This window comes from Sorangium sp. So ce295, from assembly GCF_051527405.1.
Taxonomy (GTDB): Bacteria; Myxococcota_A; Polyangia; order Polyangiales; family Polyangiaceae; genus Sorangium; species Sorangium cellulosum_B.
This window is the reverse complement of record NZ_CP150324.1, coordinates 10,941,206-10,965,870: the sequence shown is the minus strand read 5'-3', so window position 1 is coordinate 10,965,870 and position 24,665 is coordinate 10,941,206. Positions and strand designations below refer to the sequence as shown.

Annotated in this window: 17 protein-coding genes; 10 read left to right on the top strand and 7 right to left on the bottom strand. The window is 69.8% G+C overall.

Features of this window, described 5'->3' with window-relative positions; genetic code table 11:
- Positions 1 to 18: 18 nt before the first annotated feature.
- From WMF11_RS41610 to WMF11_RS41595, 4 genes are all read right to left on the bottom strand, one after another.
- Positions 19 to 912, bottom strand: a complete 894-nt coding sequence (locus tag WMF11_RS41610; RefSeq protein WP_437974706.1) for a class I SAM-dependent methyltransferase — start codon at positions 910 to 912, stop codon at positions 19 to 21.
- A gap of 140 nt (positions 913 to 1,052) precedes the next feature.
- Positions 1,053 to 2,618, bottom strand: coding sequence for an AAA family ATPase (locus WMF11_RS41605; RefSeq protein ID WP_437974705.1), 1,566 nt, complete (start codon positions 2,616 to 2,618; stop codon positions 1,053 to 1,055).
- A 119-nt stretch (positions 2,619 to 2,737) separates the two neighbouring features.
- The gene (locus WMF11_RS41600; RefSeq protein WP_437545497.1) at positions 2,738 to 3,247 is read right to left on the bottom strand and encodes an AAA family ATPase; all 510 of its coding nucleotides are present in this window, start codon (positions 3,245 to 3,247) and stop codon (positions 2,738 to 2,740) included.
- 247 nt (positions 3,248 to 3,494) lie between these two features.
- Positions 3,495 to 4,202 carry a TVP38/TMEM64 family protein gene (locus tag WMF11_RS41595; RefSeq protein ID WP_437974704.1) on the bottom strand — a complete coding sequence of 236 codons (708 nt, stop codon included), beginning with the start codon at positions 4,200 to 4,202 and terminating at the stop codon, positions 3,495 to 3,497.
- Between the two features lie 68 nt (positions 4,203 to 4,270).
- On the opposite strand from WMF11_RS41595, the gene WMF11_RS41590 reads away from it, so the two are divergent.
- Positions 4,271 to 5,014 carry a TetR/AcrR family transcriptional regulator gene (locus tag WMF11_RS41590; RefSeq protein ID WP_437904634.1) on the top strand — a complete coding sequence of 248 codons (744 nt, stop codon included), beginning with the start codon at positions 4,271 to 4,273 and terminating at the stop codon, positions 5,012 to 5,014.
- 39 nt (positions 5,015 to 5,053) lie between these two features.
- Here WMF11_RS41590 and WMF11_RS41585 read toward each other — a convergent pair whose 3' ends face one another.
- Positions 5,054 to 5,326 carry a DUF2277 domain-containing protein gene (locus WMF11_RS41585; RefSeq protein WP_437295277.1) on the bottom strand — a complete coding sequence of 91 codons (273 nt, stop codon included), beginning with the start codon at positions 5,324 to 5,326 and terminating at the stop codon, positions 5,054 to 5,056.
- A 353-nt stretch (positions 5,327 to 5,679) separates the two neighbouring features.
- Between WMF11_RS41585 and WMF11_RS41580 the strand changes: the two genes are divergently transcribed.
- The gene (locus tag WMF11_RS41580; protein WP_437974703.1) at positions 5,680 to 8,454 is read left to right on the top strand and encodes a hypothetical protein; all 2,775 of its coding nucleotides are present in this window, start codon (positions 5,680 to 5,682) and stop codon (positions 8,452 to 8,454) included.
- Positions 8,455 to 8,542: 88 nt separating this feature from the next.
- Here WMF11_RS41580 and WMF11_RS41575 read toward each other — a convergent pair whose 3' ends face one another.
- Complete coding sequence (locus tag WMF11_RS41575) at positions 8,543 to 9,916, bottom strand: PAS domain-containing protein (RefSeq protein ID WP_437974702.1); 1,374 nt, start codon at positions 9,914 to 9,916, stop codon at positions 8,543 to 8,545.
- 648 nt (positions 9,917 to 10,564) lie between these two features.
- Here WMF11_RS41575 and WMF11_RS41570 point away from each other — a divergent pair.
- The 8 genes from WMF11_RS41570 (at position 10,565) to WMF11_RS41535 (ending at position 20,529) form a co-directional block, all read left to right on the top strand.
- Positions 10,565 to 11,863: an ATP-binding protein gene (locus tag WMF11_RS41570; protein ID WP_437974701.1), complete on the top strand. Its 1,299-nt coding sequence runs from the start codon at positions 10,565 to 10,567 to the stop codon at positions 11,861 to 11,863.
- 459 nt (positions 11,864 to 12,322) lie between these two features.
- Complete coding sequence (locus WMF11_RS41565; protein ID WP_437904630.1) at positions 12,323 to 13,882, top strand: cation:proton antiporter; 1,560 nt, start codon at positions 12,323 to 12,325, stop codon at positions 13,880 to 13,882.
- A 1-nt stretch (position 13,883) separates the two neighbouring features.
- Positions 13,884 to 14,588 carry a potassium channel family protein gene (locus WMF11_RS41560; RefSeq protein ID WP_437974700.1) on the top strand — a complete coding sequence of 235 codons (705 nt, stop codon included), beginning with the start codon at positions 13,884 to 13,886 and terminating at the stop codon, positions 14,586 to 14,588.
- Positions 14,589 to 14,605: 17 nt separating this feature from the next.
- Positions 14,606 to 15,940, top strand: coding sequence for a monooxygenase (locus WMF11_RS41555; protein WP_437974699.1), 1,335 nt, complete (start codon positions 14,606 to 14,608; stop codon positions 15,938 to 15,940).
- An 82-nt stretch (positions 15,941 to 16,022) separates the two neighbouring features.
- Positions 16,023 to 17,012, top strand: a complete 990-nt coding sequence (locus WMF11_RS41550) for a DUF2169 family type VI secretion system accessory protein (protein ID WP_437904627.1) — start codon at positions 16,023 to 16,025, stop codon at positions 17,010 to 17,012.
- On the top strand, positions 17,005 to 18,273 hold the full coding sequence (locus tag WMF11_RS41545; protein WP_437904626.1) for a hypothetical protein: 1,269 nt from the start codon (positions 17,005 to 17,007) through the stop codon (positions 18,271 to 18,273). Before WMF11_RS41550 ends, WMF11_RS41545 begins: the two co-directional genes overlap by 8 nt.
- 147 nt (positions 18,274 to 18,420) lie before the next feature.
- Positions 18,421 to 19,347, top strand: coding sequence for a hypothetical protein (locus WMF11_RS41540; RefSeq protein ID WP_437974698.1), 927 nt, complete (start codon positions 18,421 to 18,423; stop codon positions 19,345 to 19,347).
- 138 nt (positions 19,348 to 19,485) lie between these two features.
- Positions 19,486 to 20,529 carry a hypothetical protein gene (locus WMF11_RS41535; RefSeq protein WP_437974697.1) on the top strand — a complete coding sequence of 348 codons (1,044 nt, stop codon included), beginning with the start codon at positions 19,486 to 19,488 and terminating at the stop codon, positions 20,527 to 20,529.
- A gap of 63 nt (positions 20,530 to 20,592) precedes the next feature.
- On the opposite strand, the gene WMF11_RS41530 is transcribed toward WMF11_RS41535, so the two are convergent.
- Positions 20,593 to 24,651, bottom strand: a complete 4,059-nt coding sequence (locus WMF11_RS41530; protein ID WP_437974696.1) for a DUF6531 domain-containing protein — start codon at positions 24,649 to 24,651, stop codon at positions 20,593 to 20,595.
- Positions 24,652 to 24,665: the final 14 nt, after the last annotated feature.

The window sequence follows — 24,665 nt, the reverse complement described above, 5'->3', positions numbered from 1 at the left end:
GGCGCGGCGCCGGCCGGGTCAGGCCGGCGGGCGAGCGGGCGGCGGGGCAGCGCCCGGGCCGGGCCGCTCGGCGACGAGGAGCCGCGTGTTCCTGGCCGGGTTGGACGGCGCGAACGGGGCGCCGAGCTGCCGTGCCCAGTCCGCTGTGCCCGTGTCGCGCAGCGCTCGGAACCCGGCCCGCTCGACCTCCGCGAGCATCACCTCGCGCCGGCGCAGGCCGATGAGCGGCTCGCTCCAGAGCCACGTGAGCAGGCGCAAGATGCGCTGCGCCCGGCGCGGTTCGGGGGGTTCCATGTAGTACACGAGGAGGAAGCTGCCCGGCGCCGAGGCGTCGGCGAGCGCCCGCAGCGTCGACCGCAGCGCCTCGTCCGACAGGTACATCACCACCCCCTCCCAGACCCACGCGGTCGGCTCGTCGGATCGATGGCCGGCCGCCGAGAGGCACGGGGCGAGCGCGTCGCGCTCGAAGTTGACGGGCACGTAGGTCAGCTGCTCCACGAGCGGCGGCAGCCCCGCCGCCTTGCGCCGCTTGAAGGCCTGCGTCGCCGGGTGATCGATCTCGAAGAACCGGGTCGCCGAGAGCGCCTTCATCCGGAAAGCGCGCGTGTCGAGCCCCGCCCCCAGGCTCGCGACCTGGCGGCACCCGAGCGCCACCGCGCGCTCGAGCTCGAGGTCGATGGCCATCACGCGCAGCGGGACCGCGGAGAGCCGGCCGAGGGCGCGCGCGCGCTTCGCGGGGTCCAGGCCCCGGAGCCGGCGCGCGAACAGCGCCAGCGCGGCGCTCCACCCGCGCGACAGGAGCCGGTGGACGACCGGATCCTCGAAGCCCGGGACATCGGTCAGGCCCTGGTCCGCGAGCGCCCGGATGAGGGCGACGATGGATGCCGTCTGGCTGGGGCGACGCTCACGCATGCCTCGTGCATAGCCTCCGGCGGCGGGCTTTCAACGCGCGAGGCCCTGGGCAGCCCGACCCGGCAGCTCCGAGCGGCGCCGTCGCCGTCCCGGCCGGACACGGGGTGGAGCGGCTGGGCGGTCATCACGCCGGCGCGGCCTCAACACCCCACGAGGCGGACCGTCTTTCCCCCGTGCGCCACCTCGCGCACGAACAGCTTCTCTGCCCACGATCGCTCCTTGCGCAGGTCGAACATCACGAGCCACCCCTCGGCGAGCCCTGCGTGCTCCAGGTACCGCGCCACCTGATCGAGCGCCTCGGCCTCGGCCTCGGCCTCGGCCTCGGTGTCGCGGCGGACCTTCACCTCGATGGCGTGGCGCTCCTCGCGCCAGCAGATCATCAGGTCGAGCGCCCCGCGCCCGAGCCCGTACTCGCGCTCCACCCGTCCACCGCCGGTCACGACCCGCTGCAAGAAGGCCATCAGCATCAGGTGCGGCCCGGCCTCGCGGTAGCCGAACCCCTCGGCGGCGAGGTGGCCGTCCTTGCGCCAGAACGCTTGCCAGTCGATGAAGAGCTTGCCCATGTCGAGCGAGCCGTCCGGGTGCACGTAAGCGGCGGGCTCGGCCGGGATCTGCGCCTGGCGAATGAAGGTGAGCGCGCGAGGGACGACCTCGCGGTAAATGGGGTTTGCGATCTCGAAGCGCCCGCCGTGGAGCCGGATCAGGCCCAGGCCGAGGACGTAGAAGAAATCGTCGTCGAGCACGTCGCTGTCCGTCAGCGTGCCGGCCAGCATGGGATCGAGCACGCGCCGCACCCGGGGCTCGCGCAGCCGGGCGATGAGCGAGTCGATGTGCGAGCGGCGCTCCAGGATGAGCGTCTCCTTGGCCGTCTCGACGTGGGTTGTCGTGATCGGGACGGCGCGGTCCTCCACGTCGCGGCGGACGATCTGGTCGGCCATCGCGTTGGTCAGCCACGGGTGGCCCTGTCCCAGCTCCCAGATCCGCCGCACCGCCTCGGGCTCGAAGCGCTGTCCGGTCGCGGCGGTGTGCTGCGCGAGCAGCTCGGCGACCTCGGCCTCGGTGAAGGGGCCGAGCGTCGTCGCCTCGGCGGTGATGTTGAACGGCGACGTCGTGCCCAGCCACGCGACCGTGCGCCGCTCTTCCAGGGCGAGCGCGTAGTCGCGCACCTGGCGCTGGCCGATGAGGGCCACGCTGGAGGGGAACGGGATCCGGCTCCGGTCGAGGTAGCCCTGCCGGAGCTGGGTCAGGAACGAGACCATCGCCGCCCCCACGAGCCCGTCCGCCTCGTCGAAGAGCACGACCAGCGGTCTGTCGCTGCGCGCCGCGAGATCGCGCAGGTAGCGCAGGACGAAGGTGCTCGCGGGATCGACGCGGCGGACGTCGTCCGCGGGGCGGCCGAGGTCGGGCAGATCGCGGTCGATCGCGGTGTCGAGCGCGTAGAGGACGGCCTCGAAGGCCTTCGCCGGATCGGGCTCTTCGCGGGCGATCTGGACGTCGACCCAGACGGCGCCGAGGTCACCTTTGCGGTTCAGGTGCTCGACGAGCCAGCGGGCGCTGGTGGTCTTGCCCGTCTGGCGGCCGGCGTGGAGCGTGAAGTACCTGCGTTCCTCGATCGCATCGAGCACCGGTCCGAGCCGGCGCTCGGGCGGCAGCATGTAGTGCTCGCCGGGGATGCAGGGGCCAGCGATGTTGAACGAGAGCTTCACGGGCGAAAGCTACCACGCGAGGGGCGGCCCCGCGGTCAGGCCGCGAGGCTGGCTCGCCTCCGGTCGAGCCGCCGCCCTCGCTCGCGCCGTCCGTGGCGGCCGGGACTCCCGTGCTCGGATCAGCCGTCCGTGGTGTCGATGAACCGCATGTCGCGCCCGCTGCGCTCGGGCTCCTCGGGCGGCTCCCACATGTCGCTCGCCAGCTCGAACATGTCCGGTGGAACCACCATGGAGAACGTCTCGCCCTTCTCGCGGTTGCGCTGCTCGACCCGCTCGCGACGCAGTTCGCGGGGCGCGTCGAGCACGTAGACGGTGAGCTCGTACCCCGCGGTGTCCACCCGCTTGTACAGCCGCTCGCGGTCGCGCCGGCGGATCAGGCCGATCTCCAGCACGACGTTCGTACCCACGTCGATCGAGCTCCTCGTCAGGCTCCAGATCTGCTCGATGCAGCGCGCGGTGCGCTCGTGATACCATTCCATGATCCCCGTCTCGGGCCGATCGGGGCGGAACAGCCGCGCCATCCATTCATCCAGGTTCAGCCGGAGGGCGGCGTGGTCGCGGTAGAGCCGCTGTGCGAACGTCGATTTCCCTGCGCCCACGGGGCCGATGATCAGGTGGATTCGCGCCATCCCCCGACGCTATCCCGCGGTGCTGCCGGCGAGCAAGCGGCGCGCGCGTTCCGCGCATCGCAGGCGCCAGCATCTTCATGACATGAGGGGACGCTGAAACATCCCGTCGAACTTTTCGGGAAGATTCACAGGGAGGCGAGGAGACGGGGAGTAAAAATCCCATGAATCTCCCCGTCTCCCCGCCTCCCTGTTCAATTTCTCTCTCTCTCTCTCTCTCTCTCTCAAATGACGATAAAGGAGAGATTCGTTAGGAAGGGACGACGTCGCGCCTGGAGCAGCGCCTGGCGAGCCACAGGAGGACCATGACGGCCGCCGCGGCGGCCCCCATTCCGGCCCACGCCGACGGGGGCGCGTCGCGCAGGGCGTCGAAGACCCGTTGGCCGAAATAGGCAGTCGCCAGGAGCGGCAGGGCGTACCCGGCCAGCGAGCCCCAGAAATGCGTCCAGAAGCGCACCCCGGAGACGCCGAAGAAGACGTGGAGCATGGGCGGCATCCAGAGGACGAGGCGCAGCAAGAACACCGTCACGAACGCCCGCCGCTTCAGGGCCTCGTCGTAGGCGCGGAAGCGCGCCGGCACTCGCGCGGCGACCCAGTCGCGGGCGACGAAGCGCGCGAACGAGAAGCCCACGACGCTCGCCGCCATGGTGCCCGCCATCGAGAGCGCGAACGCCACCGGCCACGGCCAGATGAGCGGCGCCGCCAGGATGAACACCGTGCCCGGCACGCCGAACGGCTGGAGCGCGGCGTAGGCCAGGACGAACGCGACATACCCCCACGGCCCGAGCGAGAGGAGCGCCTGCTTGATGCGCGCGGGCTCGCCGAAGATCTCGAACAGCCCCATGCGCTGCGCGACGACGAGGAGCGCGGCGGCCGCGGCGACCACGCCGATCTTCACCCCCCGGCGGGCGCGGAAGGGAGAGAGCGCGGGATCGGCCGGGGAGGCGGGCTGGCGCACCCGACGTACCTGACAGCCCACCTGCGCACCGTCAAGGTTCCTGTTGACAATTTGGTCTATTATTGTCAATGCTGACCATCGTGAACGAGGGCGGCCCGAGCTCCACCGACAGACCCGCCGAGGATCTGCGCCGCCGCAAGCTGATGGACGCGGCGTTCACGGTGTTCCTGCGCTTCGGCTTCCGGAAGACGTCGATGGACGAGGTCGCGCGCGCGGCGGGCGTCTCGCGGCAGGGCCTCTACCTCCACTTCGCCACGAAGGAGGAGCTCTTTCGCGCGTCCGTGGGGTACTTCCTCGACACCGCGCTCGCCGCGGCCGCGACCGCGCTCGCCGACGCGGAGCGCCCCCTGGAGGAGCGGCTCGTGGCCGCGTTCGACGCGTGGATCGGCCGGTTCGTCGGCGCGCTCGGGGCCGACGCGGCCGATCTCTCGACCGCCGCGAACGAGCTCGTCGGCCCCCTCGTCGCCGAGCACGAGGGGCGGTTCGTCGAGGCCGTGGCCGAGGCCCTGCGCGCCTCCGGGCTCGCGGCCGCCTACGAGCCCGCGGGGGTCACCGGGCGCCAGCTGGCGGACACCCTGGTCTCCTCGGCGCGCGGCCTGAAGCACGGCGCCGCGACGCGTGAGGCCTTCCTCGAGGGCATGGCCATCGCCGCGCGCGTCGTGTGCTTGCCGGAGCGGCGCGCCCGGGAGGCGAGGGCGGGGCAATCGCTGCAGGCGGCGCCACCACGGCAAGGAGAGCCGCCCGCGCCGGGCCCTCGCCGCGAGGGCAAGGGGCGCGGCACGGCGCGCAAGGCGCGCGGCACGGCGCGATAGCCGGAGGGCCACCCGCGCTCGGCGCGGCGGCCCCGCGCCTCAGCCCCGGCTGAAGCGTAGCCGCGAGCGCTCGCGCGCCTTGGTCGCCTCGACCTCGCGGTCCCGCGGCGCGGCGGTCGTGGACAGCGACGCCATCAGCACGCGCGCCGCGGCCGCGACGTCCTCCACGGCCTGCGCGAACGCCGCTTCGTTGGCCTGCGACGGCCGGTTGAAGCCGCTCAGCTTCCGCACGAACTGCAGCGACGCCGCCCGGATCTCCTCCTCCGTCGCCGGCGGCTCGAAGTTGAACAGCGTCCTGATGTTCCGGCACATGGCGATCTCCCGAGGTTCGATGTGTACGGGGAACGATCCTAGTCTCGATCCACGCCGGCGCACACCACAGTCGTTGACGCGGCCACCGTGTAGGCAATTCGCGCATATGCGCGGCGAGACACACGACGTGACACACGACGAGATACGCGGCGAGATACGTGGCGAGATACGTGGCGAGATACGTGGCGAGATACGTGACAGACGCGACACGGCCGCATCACGACATCACCCATGTTGGCTGCCCAACAGGGAGCACACCAACGACATAAGGAAATTCTTGATTCCTCAAGGATAACCGTGCACTTCTACACTGAGGAGTCCTTTTGCCAAAGCCCCCTGGCAAGGAGGTCGGTATGCGCCCACATCGTGCACTGCGCTCCCAGAATCGCCTGCTCTTCACCGCCGCCACGCTCGTTTGCCTCGCTGTCGGAGCAAGCGCGGAGGCGGCTCCGTCGTACACCCTCTTCGAGAGCGGTCAGGTCCGACCGCTCGCGCTCTCACCAAGCCGAAACCTGCTCTTCGCGGCCAATACACCCGACAACCGTCTGGAGATCTTCTACGTCTCGTCGGGTGGTCTGACACACATTTCGTCCGTGACCGTCGGCCTGGAGCCCGTCGCCGTCGCCGCGCGCAACGACGGCGAGGTATGGGTCGTCAATCACCTCTCCGATAGCGTCAGCGTCGTCGACGTCTCGTTCCCCTTGCGGCCGCGGGTCGTGCGCACGCTGCTCGTCGGGGACGAGCCGCGGGACATCGTCTTCGGCGGTCCCGGGCGGTCGCGCGCGTTCATCACCGCCGCCCACCGCGGCCAGAACGCGCCGTTCGACCCGCAGCTGACGACGCCCGGGGTCGGCCGCGCCGACGTGTGGGTGTTCAACGCGAACGCCGTCGCGACCCAACCATCGCTCGGGGGCACCCCCCTCACGATCCTCTCCTTCTTCACCGACACGCCGAGGGCGCTCGCGGTCAGCCCGGATGGGAGCTCGGTGTACGCCGCCGGCTTCCACACCGGCAACCGCACGACCGCCGTGCACCGCGCGATCGTGGAGGACGAAGGCGGGATGCTGCCGCCGTTCACGAATTACCTCGGGGAGCCGCAGCTGACGACGTCGCTCATCGTCCAGCACGACGGGACCCACTGGGTCGACGCCGGGGGCAACCCCTGGGACGACTCGGTCATGTTCTCGCTGCCCGACAAGGACGTCTTCGTCATCGACGCCACGGCCAATCCCCCTGTCCAGCGGCCCGGCAGCGCGGGCTTCTTCACCGGCGTCGGGACCGTCCTCTACAACATGGTCGTCAACCCGGCGAACGGGAAGGTCTATGTCTCCAACACCGAGGCGTTCAACCTCGATCGCTTCGAGGGCCCGGGCACCTTCGCCGGCACGAGCGTCCGGGGGCACCTGCACGAGAGCCGGATCTCCGTGCTCGGCAGCGGCGGCTCGGTCCTGCCGCGGCACCTGAACAAACACATCGATTACTCGACGTGCTGCGCGCCGGTGCCCAACGCCGAGAACGCGAAGAGCCTGGCCACGCCGGTCGACATGGCGGTGACGAGCGACGGATCGAAGCTCTACGTCGCCGCGTTCGGGTCGAGCAAGGTCGGGGTCTTCCAGACGGCCCAGATCGAGAATGACACCTTCACGCCGAGCCTCGCGAGCCAGATCCAGGTCACCGGCGGCGGGCCGAGCGGGCTAGCGCTCGACCAGCCGCGCGGCCGCCTGTACGTGCTCACGCGCTTCGACAACTCCATCTCGATCGTCAACACGACCACGAACGCCGAGACGGCGCACATCGCCCTCCACAACCCCGAGCCGGAGAGCGTGGTCCGCGGGCGGAGGTTCCTCCATGACGCGAGCTTCTCGTCGGCCCACGGCGACTCGTCGTGCGCGAGCTGCCACGTCTTCGGCGACGTCGATAGCCTGGCATGGGACCTCGGCAACCCCGACGGGGACACCGTGACGAACCCCGGGCCGTTCACGAACATCAACCCGCCGTTCCCCGCCGATACCTCGCTGAAGCCCATGAAAGGGCCGATGACGACCCAGAGCCTGCGCGGCATGGCCAACCATGGCCCGATGCACTGGCGCGGCGACCGCACGGGCGGCAACGACGCGTCCACCGCGCAGCCGGACAGCGGGGCCTTTGACGAGCGCGCGGCGTTCGAGAAATTCCAGGGCGGCTTCACCAACCTGCTCGGCCGGCACGCGCCCATCCCCACTGAGGACATGGAGGCGTTCACGGACTTCATCCTCCAGCTCTCGTATCCGCCGAACCCGATCCGGAACCTGGACAACTCGCTGAACACCGATCAACAGGCCGGGCGCGATCACTTCTTCCGCGAAGGCGGCGCCGGGACCTTCTCGTGCAATTCCTGCCATACCCTGGACCCGGACGGGAACGCCGGTTCCAGCGATTTCCCCGGCTTCTTCGGGACGGACGGCGCGAGCATCGGCCAGGAGAACGGCCAGAGCTTCAAGATCCCCCACCTGCGCAACATGTACCAGAAGATCGGCATGTTCGGCATGGCCCCCGTCCCGAGCCTCTTCCACCTGGGAGACAACGACTTCAAGGGCGAGCAGATCCGCGGCTTCGGGTTCATGCACGATGGCGTGATGGACACGCTCTTCCGCTTCCACCAGGCGATCGGGTTCGAGCAGAGCGTCTTCTCGCCGAACGGCTTCCCGCCCGGCGCGCCCGGCGAGCTCCTCCGCGAGCAGGCCGTGGAGTACATGCTCGCGTTCGACACGAACCTCGCCCCCATCGTCGGGCAGCAGGTCACGCTCGGCTCGCACAACGCCACGGCGGCCTGGCCGCGCATCGACCTGCTCCGCCAGCGCGCCGAGGTCGGGGAGTGCGACCTCGTGGCGAAGCTCCCGTTCCTCCTCGAGGAGACCGGCCTCCTCTATGTCGGAGGTGGCCAGTTCACCGCGGCGCGGGCCGCTGCCCCGCCCTTGAGCGATCTCGTCCTGCGCTCGCTCGCCGCGCTCACCGGGCACCCGGTGACGTACACCTGCGTGCCGCCGGGCTCGGGCACGCGCATCGCCATCGACCGCGACGGCGACGGGTTCCTCGACGGTGATGAGTGCGACGCGGGCACGGATCCCGCGGATCCGACGAGCCACTGAGTCGAGCCAGCGCCGCGCCGCGCCGCCCTCCGTGCGGCGCGGCCGGCGCGGCGCCTCAGCCGCGCTCCACCCGGTACGGCGCGGCGCCTCAGCGGCGGCGCGCGCCCATGCACCAGCGCAGCGCTTCCTTCAGGCTGCGCAGCGTCTTGACCTGCGAGAGATCGAAGCCGAGGCCGACCATCGTCTGCGCGACCGGCGGGCGGATGCCGGTGACCACGCCCTTGCAGCCGAGCAGCGTCAATCCATTGATGATCTTGATGAGGTGCTGCGCCGTCGTCGTGTCGACCGAATCGAGCCCGGTGAGGTCGAGGATGGCGAAGGCGGATTGCTTCTCCACCACGCTCGCGAGCAGCGACTCCATCACCATCGCCGCGCGATCCGCGTCGACCGAGCCGATCAAGGGGACGATGAGCACGTCCTGCCAGACCTCGATGATGGGGCTCGACAGCCGCGCGATCGACTCCTGCTGATCCTGCGTCAACCGCAGCTGCTCCCGCAGCTGCTTCTCGACCCGGAGCTGCTGCGTGATGTCCTCGCAGATGGCGCCGACGCCGGTCGTCTCCCCGAGGACGTCCTTCTGGGGAACGAACCTCGTCCGCCAGATCCTGTCTCGCCGGACCTGCTCGACCTGCGCGATCTCCCCGGAGAGGGCGTGCTCGAAGGCCGCGCGCACGTCCTCGGTGTCGCCGCACAGCTCGCGCATGTGCTTGCCCAGCTCGCCTCGCTCCGTACAACCGATCTGCGCGAGCGCCCCGCCCTGCGCGATCACGCAGAGGCCGGCCCTGTCGAACGCCAGGATGGCGATGGGCATGCTGTCGATGCACGCGCGGAGCATCTCCCCCTGCACGGCGAGCCGGACGTCGTCGGCCAGGTTGATGCCGAACGTCTGGACGCCCACGATCTCGCCGTCATCGTCCCGGCGGGGCGCGTAGTGCACGATCCAGTGCACGCCCCCGGCCACGGTGTCCGTGCGGACCGGCTCCCCCTCGAGGACGCGCTTGGTCAGGCCCATGATCTCCGCGTCCGCTCCGTAGAGATCGAACATGTTCATTCCGACGAGCTGATGTCGTTTGAGCCCCATGCTCTCGAGCCCTTTGCCGTCGGAGACATGGAGCGTGCCCGCCCGATCGCACCACCAGACGATCGCATCCATCGTCTGGAACACGTCGACGAGGATGCGCGCCTGGTCCTCCCACACCTTGCGATCGGGCTTCACGGCAGCCCAGAGCGCCGTGTCGTCGGCCCGCCACAGCGTCCAGTGGAGCGGGACGCTCTCCCCGCGGGCGCCCACGACGCGCGCCGCGGCGGAGACGCTGCCCGCGGCGGCGCGCGCGCCGGTGATCCGGGCCGACAGCTCGCCCCGATCGTCCTCGTGAACGCGCTCCAGGAGCCGACCGGACGGGCCGACGCAGCGCTCCCAGGCCGCGTTGCAGGCCACCACCTCCCCGGCGCTGGAGAGCAACGCCAGCGGTGTGGGTGTGCCGTCAAGCAGTGTCTTACACGAGAGCGAAGCGAGCCTGTCGTCCATTGAATCCTTGCAACGGGCCAGAAGCGACGACCCTCGGCGCGCCAGCCCCAGGCCTCTCACGGTGGGTGAACAAACGCGCTGTGGGCGCCGTCACGACACCTGGTGCGAAGAGGTGGGATGCTGCTCGGATTCTCGGCGCTGGGGTCATCGAGCCTGGCACCATGGCGAACCGTAACGTGGTGATATCATTTGAGGGCGCCGAGGCGCCAGCCTCATCGCTAGACGCGCCGCGGCGCATCGACGCCCGCGCGACCTCGCGCCGGATGGCGAGCGCCCGCTGCCCCACCACATCGCCCCTCGGCGCTCGGCATGAAGCGATGGCCGACAGCGGTTCTGGCGGAGGGAGGGTTCTGCTGCTTGTGCGAGGACGCGAGCGGGCGCGGCGCTCGGGGTGGCGCGCGTGCATCCGCCGAGAGGTCGGCCTCGGGCTCGCCGCGTGGAACGGAGAACGGCCGCCGCTGCACGGCCGCCGAGCGCGAGGCGGGCGCGCGGGCACTGGCGGTGACGTGCGCTGGGGGACGTCGTTTAACGCGTCGCGCTCGCCTTGTCGTGCGCGCAAGCGCGCGTTAGAGACCCCTCCACATGGAACCCGAGGGCCACGAGAGATGCGCTGACTCGGACCCGAGTTTCCGACATCTCCATCCTTGCGAGCGCCTCATCAGCGTCGTGCAGGACCTCTCGCTGGCCCGCGACCTCCAGGCGATCATGCAGATTGTCGATCGGGCCGCCCGCGACCTCACGGGCGCCGACGGCGCTTCCTTCGTGCTCCGCGACGGCGACCTCTGTTACTACGCGCAGGAAGACTCGATCGCCCCGCTCTGGCAGGGGAAGCGGTTTCCGATGTCGGCGTGCGTCAGCGGTTGGGTGATGCTGAATCGGAGGCCGGCGGTCATCGGCGACATCACGCGCGATCCCCGCGTCCCGATCGACGCCTATCGGCCGACCTACGTGCGGAGCATGGCCATGGTGCCGATCCGCGCGCGCGCCCCGCTCGGGGCGATCGGGACCTACTGGAGCTCCCCACGAGAGATCCCGCAGCGCGAGGTGTCGCTGCTCCAGGCGCTCGCCGGCAGCGCCGCCGTGGCCCTGGAGAACGTCGCGCTCCACGACGGCCTGGAGAAGGGCAAGGCGAGGGCGCGCGAGGTCGAGGCGGCGAACCGCGATCTCGAGGAGCGGCAAAAGGCCCTGGAGGAGCTCCACCGGCAGAACGAGGCGCTGAGCGAGTTCCTCGCGCACGATCTCAGGAGCCCCGCCGCCGGCATCATCCTCGCCGCGCAGGCGCGCCTGAAAAAGCAGGATCTCCCGGATCCGGAGCGGCGCCGATGGAATGCCGTCCTCACCTCGGCCGAGGTAATTCAGCGCACCGCGCTGAACCTGCTCGACGTCGCGAGCCGCCAGCACGGGATGTTCGTGCTGCGGCCCGCCGAGCTCGACCCGGCGTCGCTGTTCGAAGGTGTCGCCGAGATCCTGGAGCCGCTCGCCGCGTCGCGCGGGCAGCGAATCGAGCTCTGCCCCGCCATGCCGAGCTGTCTTCTCCGCGCCGATGAGGAGCTCGTGCGGCGCGTGCTGCTGAACCTCGTCGACAATGCGCTCCGTCATAGCCCGCCCCGGGCCGCGGTGCGCCTCGAGGCGCGGTGGCTCGACCCGGGCTGGGTCGAGCTCAACGTGTGTGATGAGGGCCTGGGGATCCCGGCCCACCTGCGCGACCGCATCTTCGACAAGTACGCGCGGCTCGCCGACGGGGGCGCGATCTCTGCGACCGGCCGCGGCCTCGGGCTGACGTTCTGCCGGCTGGTCGTCGAGGCGCACGGCGGCAGGATCGACGTGAGGGACAACGAGGGGCGCGGGAGCCGATTCTGCGTTCAGCTGCCGGCAGGCTGACAGAAGCGCATCGAGCGCGCTGAGAGCCGGTGTCGGGGGCCGCTCCTGAAGCATTCCTCGAGTTCATCGGGAGAATTCACAGGGAGACGGGGAGGCGGGGAGTAAAATCGCACCCGTCTCCCCGTCTCCCCGTCTCCCTGTTCAAATTCCCCTTCTCTGTTCGAGTTCCCGCCAAAGATGCCAGCAAGATGAGGGCATTGCTCCACGACGACGAAGCGATGATGTCGTCTCATGTGATCTATCAATACCCCACCTCTTCCCGGGCGGCCGAGCGAGAGGCGCGCGGGCGCGCGTGCCTCTCGCTCGAGCGCCCGGCGACGCCGCTCGCGTCTTGCGATTCCTGAGGCGATCAGGTAGCGCAAGATCCACGGTGAGCTCTCCTGCGGACCCCGTGCACATCGCGACGCGCCCGCCGCGGGCGCCCTCCCTCGTGCTCGCGCCGCGGCCGCGAGGTGCCTCATGAGGGAGCGGCTCGAGAGCCTGCTCCTCGTCCTGGCCGTCGGCTCGGCGGTCGCGATCGGGGCGAAGCGCGTCTCGATTCCCTACAACGTCGCGCTCGTGCTCGTGGGGCTGCTGCTCGTCGTCGTCGACGTGCTCCCGAAGGCGCCGATGGACCCGGAGGTCATCCTCATCGCGTTCCTCCCGGTGCTCGTGTTCGAGGGCGCCCTGTTCGCGGACGCGGACAGCCTGAGGGGCGCGAGCCGGCCGATCCTCGCGCTCGCCGTGCCGGGCGTGCTCATCTCGCTGCTCGGCACCGCCGCGGTGGCGACGCAGCTGCTCGCGCTCCCGTTCGCCGCGGCGCTCCTCCTCGGCGCGCTGCTCTCGATCACCGACACCGTGAGCGTGCTGCTCGCCTTCCGCAGCGTCCGCGTGCCGCACCGGCTCGCGGCCATCATGGAAGGCGAGAGCCTCTTCAACGACGGCACGGCGCTCGTGCTCGTGGTGCTCGCGTCGCAGGTCCTCGCGAGCGGCACCTTCGACGGCGCCGAGAGCTTCCGCGCGCTCACCCTGGCCATGGTCGGTGGCGCGGCCGTCGGGGGCGCGTTCGGCGCCGTCGGCGCGTCCCTCCTCCGCCGCACGCCGGATCACCTGACCGCGATCCTCGCCTCCATCGTGCTCGTGTTCGCCACGGCCCTGCTCGCCGAGCGGCTCCACGCCTCGCCGGTCATCGCCGTCGTGGTCCTCGGGGTGATCGTCGGCAGGGCCGCGCGCCGCATCCTCGAGCCCTCGCGCGTGCTCGCGCTCCAGGGCTTCTGGGAGACGAGCGGCTTCTGCCTCAACGTGGTGCTCTTCGAGCTCGTCGGCATGCAGATCCAGGCGGACATGCTCGTGCGCGAGGCGGCGTCCATCGGCCTCGCGCTGATCGCCCTGCACGGGGGCAGGGCGGTGGCCGTCTACGGCTGCTTCGGCGTGCTCCGGGCGCTCACGGGCGAGGTCGTGCCCTTCCGCTGGCAGCACGTGATGCTGGTCGGCAACATCAAGGGCGCGCTGTCGATGGCGGCGGTCCTCAGCCTCCCGAGCGGCCTGCCGTACCGCGACCGCCTGATCACGATCGTCTTCGGCGTCACCTTCGTCACGCTGGTCGCGCAGGCGCTGCCGTTCGCTCGGCTGCTCAGGTTCCTGCGGGTCGCGATCCCGACCGCGGACGCCGCGCTCGACGCCGCGAAGGCCACGCTCATCGCGGCGCGGCGCGGCCAGTCCGAGCTCGACGATCTGCTCGCGGCGGGCCTCGTGTCCCGCAAGGAGCACGCCGAGCGCCGCGCCGCGTTCCAGCGGCAGGTCATCCACGCGGAGGTGGCGCTCCAGACGCCGCAGGGCGAGGTGGTCCGCGACCACCTCACCGATCTCGCCCTCCTCTCGGCGCAGAAGGCGGCGGTGCTCGACGCGGCGAGGCGGGGCCTCATCGCCGCCGACACCGCGCACGCCCACGTGAACCGGATCGACAGGGCCATGGTGGAGCTCCCCGGCGGACACGCGGCGCCCGGCGCGCACCCTCACGAGCACGAAGGAGAGAGCTGACATGCGCGTTCTCATCGCGGGCGCCGGGCGCGCAGGGCTGAGCGTCGCGGTCCACCTCGCGAAGATGGGCCACGACGTGACGACCGTCGATCGCGACGAGGCGATCGCCAACAGCGCCTTCGAGCGGCACGGCCTCGTCTCGCTCGTGGGCGACGCGACCGACGCCGGGCTCCTCCAGGAGGCCGAGGTGGCGCGCGCCGACGTGGTGGTGGCGATGCTCCGCCGCGACGCCGACAACCTCGCCGTGGCGCTCCTCGCGCAGGCCGGGGGGGCCAAGCGCGTCATGGTGCGCATGCGGGACCCCGCCTACCGGGGCGTGTACATCCGCGCGGGCGTGGACCAGGTCCTCTCCGAGATCGACGTCTTCATCGGCGCGATGGCCACCGCCATCGAGCACCCGGGCGTCCGCCACGCGATGGTGCTCGGCGCCGGCGAGTCGGTCGCGTTCGAGCTCGACGTCCCGGTCGACTCGGTGATCGCGGGCCGCACGGTGAGCACCATCGCGGGCAGCGCCAGCTTCCCTTCGTCGTGCGTCTTCGCCGGCGTCTACCGCCCGGATGGCCGCGTCGAGGCGCCGCGCGGCTCCTCCGTCGTCGCGGGGGGCGCCACGGTGCTCCTCGTGGCCGCGCGCGACGAGCTCGCCGAGGTCATCGCGTTCTTCCTCCGGCGCGAGCCCGCGAGCGGCGGGGTCCACGAGCGCCGCTGATACGAGGCAGGTGTTCTATGACGATGTGCACGAGGTGCGCGGGGACCGAGGGCTCATGGGCATGGCTCGCGGCGGCGCTGGCCGTCCTCTCTGCCTGCGGCGGAGATGACGCCGGGGCCGCGGCGGGCGGCGGCGTCCAGGCCGCCGTCACGTACTACCGGGACGTCAAACCCATCCTCGACGCGCGGTGCGCGGGGTGCCACAGCGACGGCGGCGTCGCGCCGTTCTCGCTCGAGGGCCACGAGGCCGCCGCGTCCTGGGCCGCGCCCATCAAGCGGGCCGTCGTCGAGCGCACGATGCCCCCCTGGCCGGCCGACAACAGCTGCGCCGAGTACGTGGGCGACCGCTCCCTGTCCGAGCAGCAGATCCAGACCATCGCCGCGTGGGTCGACGGCGGCGCGGCCCTGGGTGATCCGGCGGACGAGGGCCCGCCGATCGATCCGCCGGTGAGCGCCGCGCTCGCGCGTGTGGACCGGACGCTCGAGATGCCTGTCGAGTACACCCCGCAGACGGGGCCCGACGAGTACCGCTGCTTCGTGATCGACTGGCCGGAGGAGGCCGTGCGGTACGTCACGGGCTTTGGGATCAGGCCCGGCGAGCAGCGCGTCGTCCACCACGTGATCGCCTTCATCGCGGCGCCGGACCAGCTCGCCGAGCTCGACGTCCTCGACGCGGCCGACCCGGGCCCGGGTTATCCCTGCTACGGCGGCCCTGGGCTCAAGCCGCGCTGGCTTGGCGGCTGGGTGCCCGGCGGCGGGAGCATGATCTTCCCGCCGGGCGCGGGCACCCGGATCGAGCCTGGCTCCAGGCTGATCATGCAGGTCCACTACAACACGCTGACGGCGGGCAAGCTGCCCGATCGCACGGCGATCGACGTGACGCTGGAGAGCTCGGTCGAGCGGGAGGGCACGATGCAGCCGTGGGCGAACCCGGCCTGGCTCAGCGGCGACTCCATGCTGATCCCTGCCCTGGAGAGCGACGTCGTCCACCGCTGGGGGGCCGACCCCTCCCGTGCGCTCGCGGGCAGCGCGCCGATCGAGATCCACTGGGTGGGCCTCCACATGCACACGCTCGGCACGCGCGCGCGCCTCGAGATCGAGCGCGCCGGCGGCGGCTCGGAGTGTGTGCTCGACATCCCGCGCTGGGACTTCCACTGGCAGGGAAACTACAAGCTCGCCGAGCCCAAGGTGCTCGAGCCGGGCGACAAGCTGTCGATCGAGTGCCACTGGGACAACACGCCCGAGAAGCAGCCGATCATCGACGGACAGCCGCGGGTCCCCGGGGATGTCGTCTGGGGAGAGGGCACGACCGACGAGATGTGCCTCGGCACGTTCTACATGACCGGGCGCTGAGCGCAGGTTTGCCTGAAGTGATCTTCGGGGATCGCGGCGTGCCTGCGTATAGGATGCAAGACCAACCGTCGGATCTTCGTCCGTGAGCATCGCGAACCAGACCCCCTTCGCCGTCCAGCCCGTGCCGCTCCTCGATCGCGAGGGCAACGATGTCCTGGTTGCCATCGTCAAGGGCACGTTCGTCCTCGATCGGAGCGGGGGCTCGAGGCTCGCCGACGACCCCGCGCCGGTCCGTGTCGCCGACGAGCCCTGGGAGCCCGAGAGTCCGCGGAGCAGCCTCCGTTTCCCGTCGGATCTCGGCGTCGCCAAGCTGGGCACGGACGTGGTGGTGACCGGCGACGCGATCGCCCCCGAGAAGGTGAGGGTGCTCGACGTCGCGGTGCGGGTCAGGCAGCGGCTCACGCCCCTGCGCGTCCACGGGCAGCGCTTCTTCTTCAAGGGCGTCCTCGGCGTCGGGATCGGGCCTGCTGCGCCGTTCGAGCGGGTGCCGATCGTCTACGAGCGGGCGTATGGCGGCATGTCGGAGGACCTCTCGGTGGTCGATCTCCGGAACCCGGCCGGCGTCGGCGCGGCGAGGAGCGCGGCGGACCTCGTGGACACGAGAGCTCCGCAGATCGAGCACCCGGAGCGGCCCCACGTGTCCGCCTCGGATCGCCATGTGCCGGTGGGCTTCGGCGCGATCATGATGCACTGGTCGCCGCGCCTCGAGCACGCTGGCACGTTCGACGAGCGGTGGAAGGCGGCGCGGATGCCGCTCCCGCCGGAGGATCAGGACATCCGCTTTGGCAACGTCGCCCACCCTTCGCTCCAGTTCGAGGAGCACCTCGCGCCCGGGGATCCGGTGGGCATCGTCGGCATGTCGCTCGAGCCGGTCGTCTTCGCGCTACCGGCGTTTCCGGTGGTGGCGAGCGCGCGTTACGACACGGGGGAGCGCGTGGTCGTGCGGCCGCCGATCGACACGGTGCTGATCCAGCCCGAGGCGCGGCGGGTGGAGCTCGTGGCGCGCGCCGTGTTCCCGATCGGCAGGGGCCGGCGGGTCCTGCGCGAGGTCGTGGTGCGCGGCGATGGGTGACGCGGCGGGCGGCGCTGGGGAGCCTGTGGATCCCGAGATCGCGGGCGTGCCGCTCTCGGCCTATGCGGCGGTGCTGGCGTACACGGCCGAGGGCGTCTCGCTCGAGGCGAGCCTGGAGCACGCCGCGATCGCCGCCGGAGCCTGGCCGCCTGCGGAGGAGGCCTGGTCGGAGCGCCTCGCCGGGAGCGCGATGGGGGACGGGGCGCTGCTCGCGGCGTGCGACGAGCATCGCCTCGCGGCGCAGGCGCATGTGGAGCGCAAGGTGCCTCCGCTCGACACGGACCTGCGCGCCTGGCTCGATTTCTTCCGTGCGTTCACGGCGTCGGAGGATCCGCTCGGGTTCCTCGAGGCGCGCGGGCTCGGCGAGGGCGACGTGTTCCGGCTGTTGGGCGCCTGGCAGGAGCGGATCGTGGCCGAGGGGGGCGTGCGCGCCGAGGCGACGGCGATCCTCGCCGCCGCGCCCGGGCCGGTGCCGGAGGTGCGGCCTGAGGCGCCGGTGCTGAGGGCGTCGACGCGGAGGCCACGTGGCGGCGGAGCGGCGGCCGTGAAGAAGGCGCGGGCGGTGGTGGGGATGCCGCTCGAGACGGCGGATCTGCCGCGGGATCTATCGAAGCTGATCTTGCCGTTCGTGAAGCAGCCGGGGGGCGCGCAGAGGGCGGAGCCGCCTGCGCCGGCGGCGAGGTCGGGGCCCGGGCTTTTGCCGGCACTGGCTGTTCCGGAGCTGCCGAAGCCGGTGCTCGCGCAGAAGGAGATCGCCGAGACGGCGCCGGCGTTCCCGGCGCCGAGCCGGCCGGCGCTGCCGTTTGGCGCGCGCGCGGGGGAGGGCGTCGAGGTGAGCTCCGGGTTGCCGGCTGCGGGGCTGCCGCCGTTGCGTGAAGGGGCGTTGGAGGAGTCGATTGCCGGGACGCCAGGCGTCGGGACGGCGCCTGTGATGTTCGAGGCCGTGAAGCCGGCGCTTCCGTTCGCCCCGTCGCCCGGGGGGCCGTCGTCGGCCGCCCCGCCGTCGTCGGGCGGCAGCGCGCGCTCGCCGGCGGCCGATGGTCCCCGGCTCTCGCTGGAGGACTACGCTGCGATGCTCGCGGAGATCGCGGCGAGCCCTGCGACTGCGACGGCGGCGATCGCGCGTTACGGGCTCACCCGCGAGGCGAAGAGCGCCGAGGACGCGGCGTGGCAGGCCAGGTTCGCGGCGGAGCCCGGGCTGCGGATGAAGTGGATGCGGGCGCTGGTCGAGGCGGGCGAGCGGGTTCGCGGGAAGCGGTGAGGGAGCGAGGGAGGAGGAGTCGAGCACGGTATGTTCAGGGCCATCGCATCATCGCCGCAGCCCATCCGGTTGCACAGGCTGCGTGGGGCGATCCTCGCCTCTACCGGGTTTCACGTCGCGCGGGCTCAGGGGGGCCAGCTCCACGAGATGCGGAAGCTGGAGTTGCCGGGGGCTCCGGACGCTCAGCCGCAGTTCGCGCGGTCTGTCCCGCCGCAGATCACCAGCATGGTGGGCCGGTGGCCTGACCAGGTCTGGGCTCTTGTCTATGCAGGGCAGGGGATGCGCGCCATCGAGGGGCCGATGCCTGGTGCCACGCTCTGGATCCAAGTCAGCAGGAATGTGGTGGTTCGTTGGGACGACGCCTCTGGTTGCTGGGTGGAACACCCCGAGAACGAGTGGGTTGGTGAGTGGGCTGATCGGGTGATCGTCACGGGATCCGACGGCAGGTTCAGATGGGCGGACGGCGCAGACACACCGATCGATCCCGTGCTCACTCAGGGTATTTTTGCATACAGTCCTTATGTGACCAGGGCCGGCGAGGTCATCCTTCGCGTCATACAATCCCCGCAGTACGAGCCTGGCTGGTGGATCTATCGGCGAGGAGAGCGCGAGCCAAAGCGGTTCGAGTGGCCACCCGGAGTGGATGAGCAGAGCGCGGCGATCTTCATCGACTATCGGTCGAATGGGCTCTTCGCCTCAGGTATGCTGACGTCGGCGGAGAAATTTGTCGCACACCGTGTCCAGGGGGAATGGAAGTTGCTGCCGCCCTTCCGCGAGAGCCACGAAGTGCAGGGCATCTTGACCACATCCTCGGGGCAAGTCTTTCTGTGTGCACATGCGTACTCCATGCCAGTGCGCATTTACCGTCTGACGGCCGGAGGGGACTGGGAGAGTGTTTCGGTGCCGTTTCATACGAAGTGCAGCGGCGCTTCTTTGTTTGAGCTTGATGCTGCGAGAGTCGGTGGCTGTCCTCCGTATCAGCTCGTGGCCGGCGAGAACGATGAGCTGTGGCTCGCCGCCGACTTCGGCGAATCAGACATGCATCGCGCCGTCCTCTACCATGCGCGCGGCTAAAGCGCGCGTGCAGCTGAGCGGATGTCGCCCGCGAGGCCGGTGTGTGTCTCGGACGCCGCGCATGAAGGGGACGCGGGGGCTATTCGAGACAGGCGAGCGGCGTCGCGGGAAGCGATAAGACGGAAGGTGGATCGCGGCATGTTTACGGCCATCGCATCGTCACAGCAGCCCATTCGGTTGCACCGGCTCCAGGGAGCAATCATCGCGTCTACTGGTTCCTACATCGCGCGGGCCCAGGGGGGGCAGCTCCATGACCAGCGGAAGACGGAGGTAGTGAGGGCACCGAACGCCCAGGGGGTGGTTCCGGAGGCGATCGTCCCGGACGAGATTGTTGGCATGGTCGGTCGATGGCCTGACTGCGCCTGGGCTTCTGCCATCGGTGTTGGGTGGACGATCCGCATGGGCTCCCGGCGGCTGCGTCCGGCAGAGGCGATTGTGCTGGCGGAGGAGCTGAAGAAGCCGAGGGGCGCCGTGGTCCGCTGGGATGAGCGGCACGCGCGATGGGTGGAGCATCCCGATGTCCTATGGGTGCTCCAGTGGGCGGGCGGGGTGCTCGGCTTGGAAGCCGATGGCACCCTGAGATGGCTGGACAGCTCTGATAAGCCGATCCCTCCCGTGCTCGCCAAGAAGATCGTCTGGGATGGTTGGTACCCACCTGCGCATTTTCATAGGACGACCGCAGGCGATGTCGCTGTTCACATCGTGCGAGCGCGCCATCACCAGCCTGAATGGTGGATGTTTCCGCGAGGAGAGGAGAACGGTGAAAGGCTCGAATGGCCGCCCGGGGTGGATGAGAGGGGCATCGAAATGTATGCCGGGTATCCGCCCTATGAGTCCATGGCCATCGGAAAACTGGAGTCCGGGGAGCCCTTCCTGGCGTACCGCGCCCAGGGGAGGTGGCTCCCGTTGCCACCCGTTTCACGGGAGTTTCGGGTGATAAGCCTGGCGGCTACGCCCAGAGGCGAGCTTTTCCTCTTTTCAGAGAATGCCTCGTCAGCGCTCTACATTCACAGGCTGGCGCGAGGCGGAGACTGGGAGCGCATTCCCATCCCCTTTCACACGACCCTGCATGTCGGGCACGAACGCAGCTTCGTGGCCAGTGAGGACGATGAGCTGTGGCTTGCCATCGACTTCGGCAATTCGACGCAGCATGAAGCCGTTCTTTATCATGCGTGCAGCTGACAGGATGCCCCCCGCGTGGTCGGCGTGCGAGCCTCCGTGGAACGCTGTTTCAACTCGAAGGGGTCATCGGAAGGGCAGCGGACCTTTCTGTGGTGGTACATTGATAGGTTGCGTCTTGGTCAGCGGCGCGTCCTTGTATATGTTCTGGCTACGCTCGTGCGGGTTACCATCTCTGAAGTAATTCCACTGCCCGGGGCGCGTCAAATCCGGCATGGATTTGCCAAGCTCGTCCGGCGTAGGCGTCCACGTCACGCTGTTGGCTACCCCGACGGGAGGTGCAATGTACTGGCCGACGCCCCAAACGAGGTCGTTCGGACCGCGGACGTCGCGGTTGGGGAAGGCGGCGGAGACCTTCGAGGCTACGCCGTCCACCGTCCGACCCGTGTTGCATGAGTTTAGGGTGATGATCTGTGCGCCGTTGTAGTTCCCGGCGGCGTGGATCATTTGCAAGAGCTGGTCAGGTGTATGCGTGGTGCTCATTCCGGTCACGTCCGTCGACATGACGTGGCCGGGTTCCCCGTGGATCATGATGCGGTAATTATCCGGGTTCGGTGATATGTGTCGTATGCAATAGCGGACGAGACTGTCGTGCAGCGGATTGCCGATGATGAGGCAGGAAAGGCCCAGCGGGTCCGCATGGGTAGTAGGGCTGCCATCGAACGCGAATAGGTTGCGGCTGCCGAAAAGCTCGAGCGGATCCGGGCTCAAAAAGCGTGCCGTCTTCGGATCGAAGTAGCGGTAGCGAACGTAGCAGAGCTCCGTCTCCTCGTCGTGGTACTGCCCGAGCAGCCGGAACGGCGATGCCACGAGTGGCGCACCCTTCGGCCGTGCGGCCTCGGTAATGATGCCGAAAGCCGAGTGGCGCGCTGACCACGCGACCTCGCCCTCGGGGCCGATGAGCTCGGTCGTGGTGCCGACGTGATCGGTGACCACTGCATAGATTGCGGTGCTGTCCTGCTGGAGGAGCGGGCTCATCGTACCCGGCTCGTGCACGAACACGCGTGTGCCGCGCTCCGAGTCGATCTCGGCGGCGAGGCAGAGGCCGTCCCACACGTACTCGACGACCCGGGGCTTCCGCGCGTCTGCAGACTCGAACGCGCTCGGGACGGCGGGCGGGACGATCTCCTTCCTGACCCGACGGCTGAAGGCATCGTAAGCGAAGAGCACGCGTGTGCCGTCGGGGCGCCGGACCTCGCGGAGCTGCCCGCGGCAGTCCCAGAGGTACTCCGTCGCTCCGTCCGACCGCGTCTCGCGCGTGCGCCGGTTCGCAGCGTCGTAGGCATACGCGGCCTCCTCGGTGCGGAGCAAGAGCCCGCCCGGCCCCGTTTCCCAGGCCGACCCCGCGGGCTTCAGCGAGCCTCCCACGTCGTACACGAAGCTCTCGCGCCCCTTCGGAGAGCTGGTGGCGAGCAGCATGCCAAGCCGATCGTAGCTGTAGCGCGAGATGCCCCAGCGCAGGTCGTTGCGCTCGACGAGTGCGCCGGCGGCATCGTAGGCGTAGAGGCGATCCACGAGCGTGCGCCCGGCGGCACCGACCCAGTCGCGGGTGGGGCGCGCGATCGGGTCGACCTCGCGCCGCGCCTCCACGCCGGCGCTCGCGAAGACCTTGCGGACTACCGAGCCGGCCAGATCGCGCTGGATCTCCACGAGGTAGCCGTCGTGATCGAGCGACGAGACGTTCCCCTCCTCATCGTACGTATAACGTGTTATGTGCCCCGTCGGGAGGTGGCGAGCGGTGCAGCGGTTCTGCGCGTCGTACTCATAGCGGATCATCCTGCCGTTCTGCGTCTCGGCAACCACGCGCCCGAGCAGATCGCGCTCGACGCGCAGGCGGATCTCCCCGGCCGGATCCTCGAAGATGTACTCGACAACGAGGTCCTCGGGCGTCTCGATCTTTACGACTCCATGTGGTGTCTCCTCGGCGAGGATTCTCCCCGCGCCGTCGTGCCGGAGTGCGCGGAAGGTGCCGTCGGCATTATCCACGCGCGCCAGGCGACCATTCTTGCCGTGCTGCGCGCGGGAGATGCGGCCGTCATATGAGCGGTACTCGCGGAGGTTGCCGGCGCGGTCATACCGGAGATCGAAGGTCTCGCCCTTCGGATTCTTCACCTGCTGGAGGCGCTCATTGAGATCGAACGACAAGGACCAGATCGCACCGTCGGGCTGGATCACTTCGACCGGTGATTTCAGGCCCGTGTAGCGGAATGTTTCGACCCGCCCGAGCGTGTCGGTGCGGCGGGTGAGGCGTCCGAGCGCGTCGTGCTCGAAGCGCAGCGAGGTCCCGTCGGGCAAGTGGAGTGCGGTCGGCCGGCCGAGAGCGTCGAGCTCGCGGCGCGTCACCCGTCCGAGCGGATCGACGTACACTATGGGCCGGCCGAGCGCGTCGTGGCGCCAGCGACGCAATCCGCCGCGGGGAGTGCGCTCCTCGGCGGCGTTGTGCTGCTCGTCGTAGGTGAAGCCGCCGCGGAGCCCGTCCGGCCCGTGCACCGCGGCGATGCGTCCCTGCTCGTCGTACGTCAGCGTCAGGAATGCGCCGGACGTGTATCTCACCCAGGTGAGCCGGTTTCGGTGGTCGTAGCCGTACTCGGTGGTCAGGCCTCCAGCGTGGCGCCGCACCAGGAGATCGTCCGAGTACTCGAGCTCGACCACTCGGCCGGTGGAATCGGTGATGCGCGTGAGGTTGCCCCGCCCGTCGCGGGTGAACGTCAGGGTATCTCCCGCCGCGTTCTTCGTTTTGAGGAGCAGGCCATCGGCATCGAACTCGAGATCGCGCACGGAGAGGCCGTCGGGCGAGGCCTCGCGCACCACCGATCCGTCCTCGGGCCGCCACGTGAAGACGCGGGGTTCCGGGTTGCCGGTCAGGTGAGTGATGCCTTGCTGAAGATCGTAGGTGAGATCGCCGGCGTGGAGATCGCCGTCTCCCCAGGAGCGGACGCACCGACCTGACTCGGGATCATAGAGGTAGTGGAACGAGAGGCCAGTCGGCAGCGTCCTGTGATTCATGCGGCGCTGTTCGTCGTAGCCGTACGTTTCCGCGTGGCCGAGCGCATCGGTGACCTTCACAAGCTCGCCGCCGTCGCTGTACGCGAACGAGACGGCGTGGACCGGAGTGCGGCCCTCGCCGCCGGGAGGGAAAACCTGGAGGCGCACGATGTGGCCGTCGCTGTCGTGGGTGAGGACGAGCGTGCGGCGCGCGGTATCGACGATTCGCACGAGCCGTTCCGCATCGTACTCCAGGACGACCTTGTGCCCGGACTCGTTGGAGATCTCGCGGAGGAACGTGCGTCCGCCGCCGGCGGGACGAAAGGTGCGGGTGAGGCGCGTGTCGAGTGAAAACGCGGTGGCGCCGCCGTGGGGGTCACGGATGATCACGAGGCGCTTGCCGCGATGGAACGCTGGCTCGCGCGGCTTCGTGTCGCGCACGGTGATGGTCGCGCCGTCCGCGTCGTGGAGGCGCAGCACGTCGCCGTCGATCTCGATCCACTGGTGGTATGCGTGCGTCCAACCGCCGCGCCCGAGCGGGGTGTGCTCGCGGGTTCGCATAGAGCTATAGAGGCGCTTCCACTCGATGGGGATGAGGCCCGGCATCGAGAGATCCGTGGTCTCGTCGACCATGGCGCCAGACGCGACGGAGATTGGATCGAGCACGACCGTCATATTCACGATCGTGTTGTCGACCGTGGCGGTTTGGACGATGCCCGCCGCCAGGAGCACCCCGCTGATCTGGGCCACCTGTGCCTTACTTCCGGCTACGTTAAGAATTACGTAGTCGCCGGTACAGACGAGTCCGCGGTCGCCGGACATGATCTTGGCCGATGCACTCTTGACGAAGCACGCCTTGTTCACAACGTGCGTCACAACGTCGCCCCCGGTCCCTTGGCAAGGGATGTTGCCTGGCAACTCGATGTCCATCGAGCTGCCCTCCAGGAGCACCGGCGCGCCGCCGATCTCGATCCGCTCGCCTGTATCCGTCGCACTTGACGAGAGCGCGACGTACGCAAACGGGCTTGGCACTGGCCCGGTCGGAGCCGGCGGTGGCGCCGTGCTGATGGCCGGAAGGGGGCCGGGACAGAAGTGATTGCTCCGTGTCGTCGCGATGTGTTTGTAATTGATCGTCGCCACAGTGATCTCTCGTC

Bases quoted from the DNA above. Each gene is read 5' to 3' on its own strand.
- WMF11_RS41610 (WP_437974706.1), bottom strand. From the start codon at position 912: ATGCGTGAGCGTCGCCCCAGCCAGACGGCATCCATCGTCGCCCTCATC.
- WMF11_RS41600 (WP_437545497.1), bottom strand. From the start codon at position 3,247: ATGGCGCGAATCCACCTGATCATCGGCCCCGTGGGCGCAGGGAAATCG.
- WMF11_RS41590 (WP_437904634.1), top strand. From the start codon at position 4,271: ATGCTGACCATCGTGAACGAGGGCGGCCCGAGCTCCACCGACAGACCC.
- WMF11_RS41585 (WP_437295277.1), bottom strand. From the start codon at position 5,326: ATGTGCCGGAACATCAGGACGCTGTTCAACTTCGAGCCGCCGGCGACG.
- WMF11_RS41580 (WP_437974703.1), top strand. From the start codon at position 5,680: ATGCGCCCACATCGTGCACTGCGCTCCCAGAATCGCCTGCTCTTCACC.
- WMF11_RS41570 (WP_437974701.1), top strand. From the start codon at position 10,565: ATGGAACCCGAGGGCCACGAGAGATGCGCTGACTCGGACCCGAGTTTC.
- WMF11_RS41565 (WP_437904630.1), top strand. From the start codon at position 12,323: ATGAGGGAGCGGCTCGAGAGCCTGCTCCTCGTCCTGGCCGTCGGCTCG.
- WMF11_RS41560 (WP_437974700.1), top strand. From the start codon at position 13,884: ATGCGCGTTCTCATCGCGGGCGCCGGGCGCGCAGGGCTGAGCGTCGCG.
- WMF11_RS41555 (WP_437974699.1), top strand. From the start codon at position 14,606: ATGACGATGTGCACGAGGTGCGCGGGGACCGAGGGCTCATGGGCATGG.
- WMF11_RS41545 (WP_437904626.1), top strand. From the start codon at position 17,005: ATGGGTGACGCGGCGGGCGGCGCTGGGGAGCCTGTGGATCCCGAGATC.
- WMF11_RS41540 (WP_437974698.1), top strand. From the start codon at position 18,421: ATGCGGAAGCTGGAGTTGCCGGGGGCTCCGGACGCTCAGCCGCAGTTC.
- WMF11_RS41535 (WP_437974697.1), top strand. From the start codon at position 19,486: ATGTTTACGGCCATCGCATCGTCACAGCAGCCCATTCGGTTGCACCGG.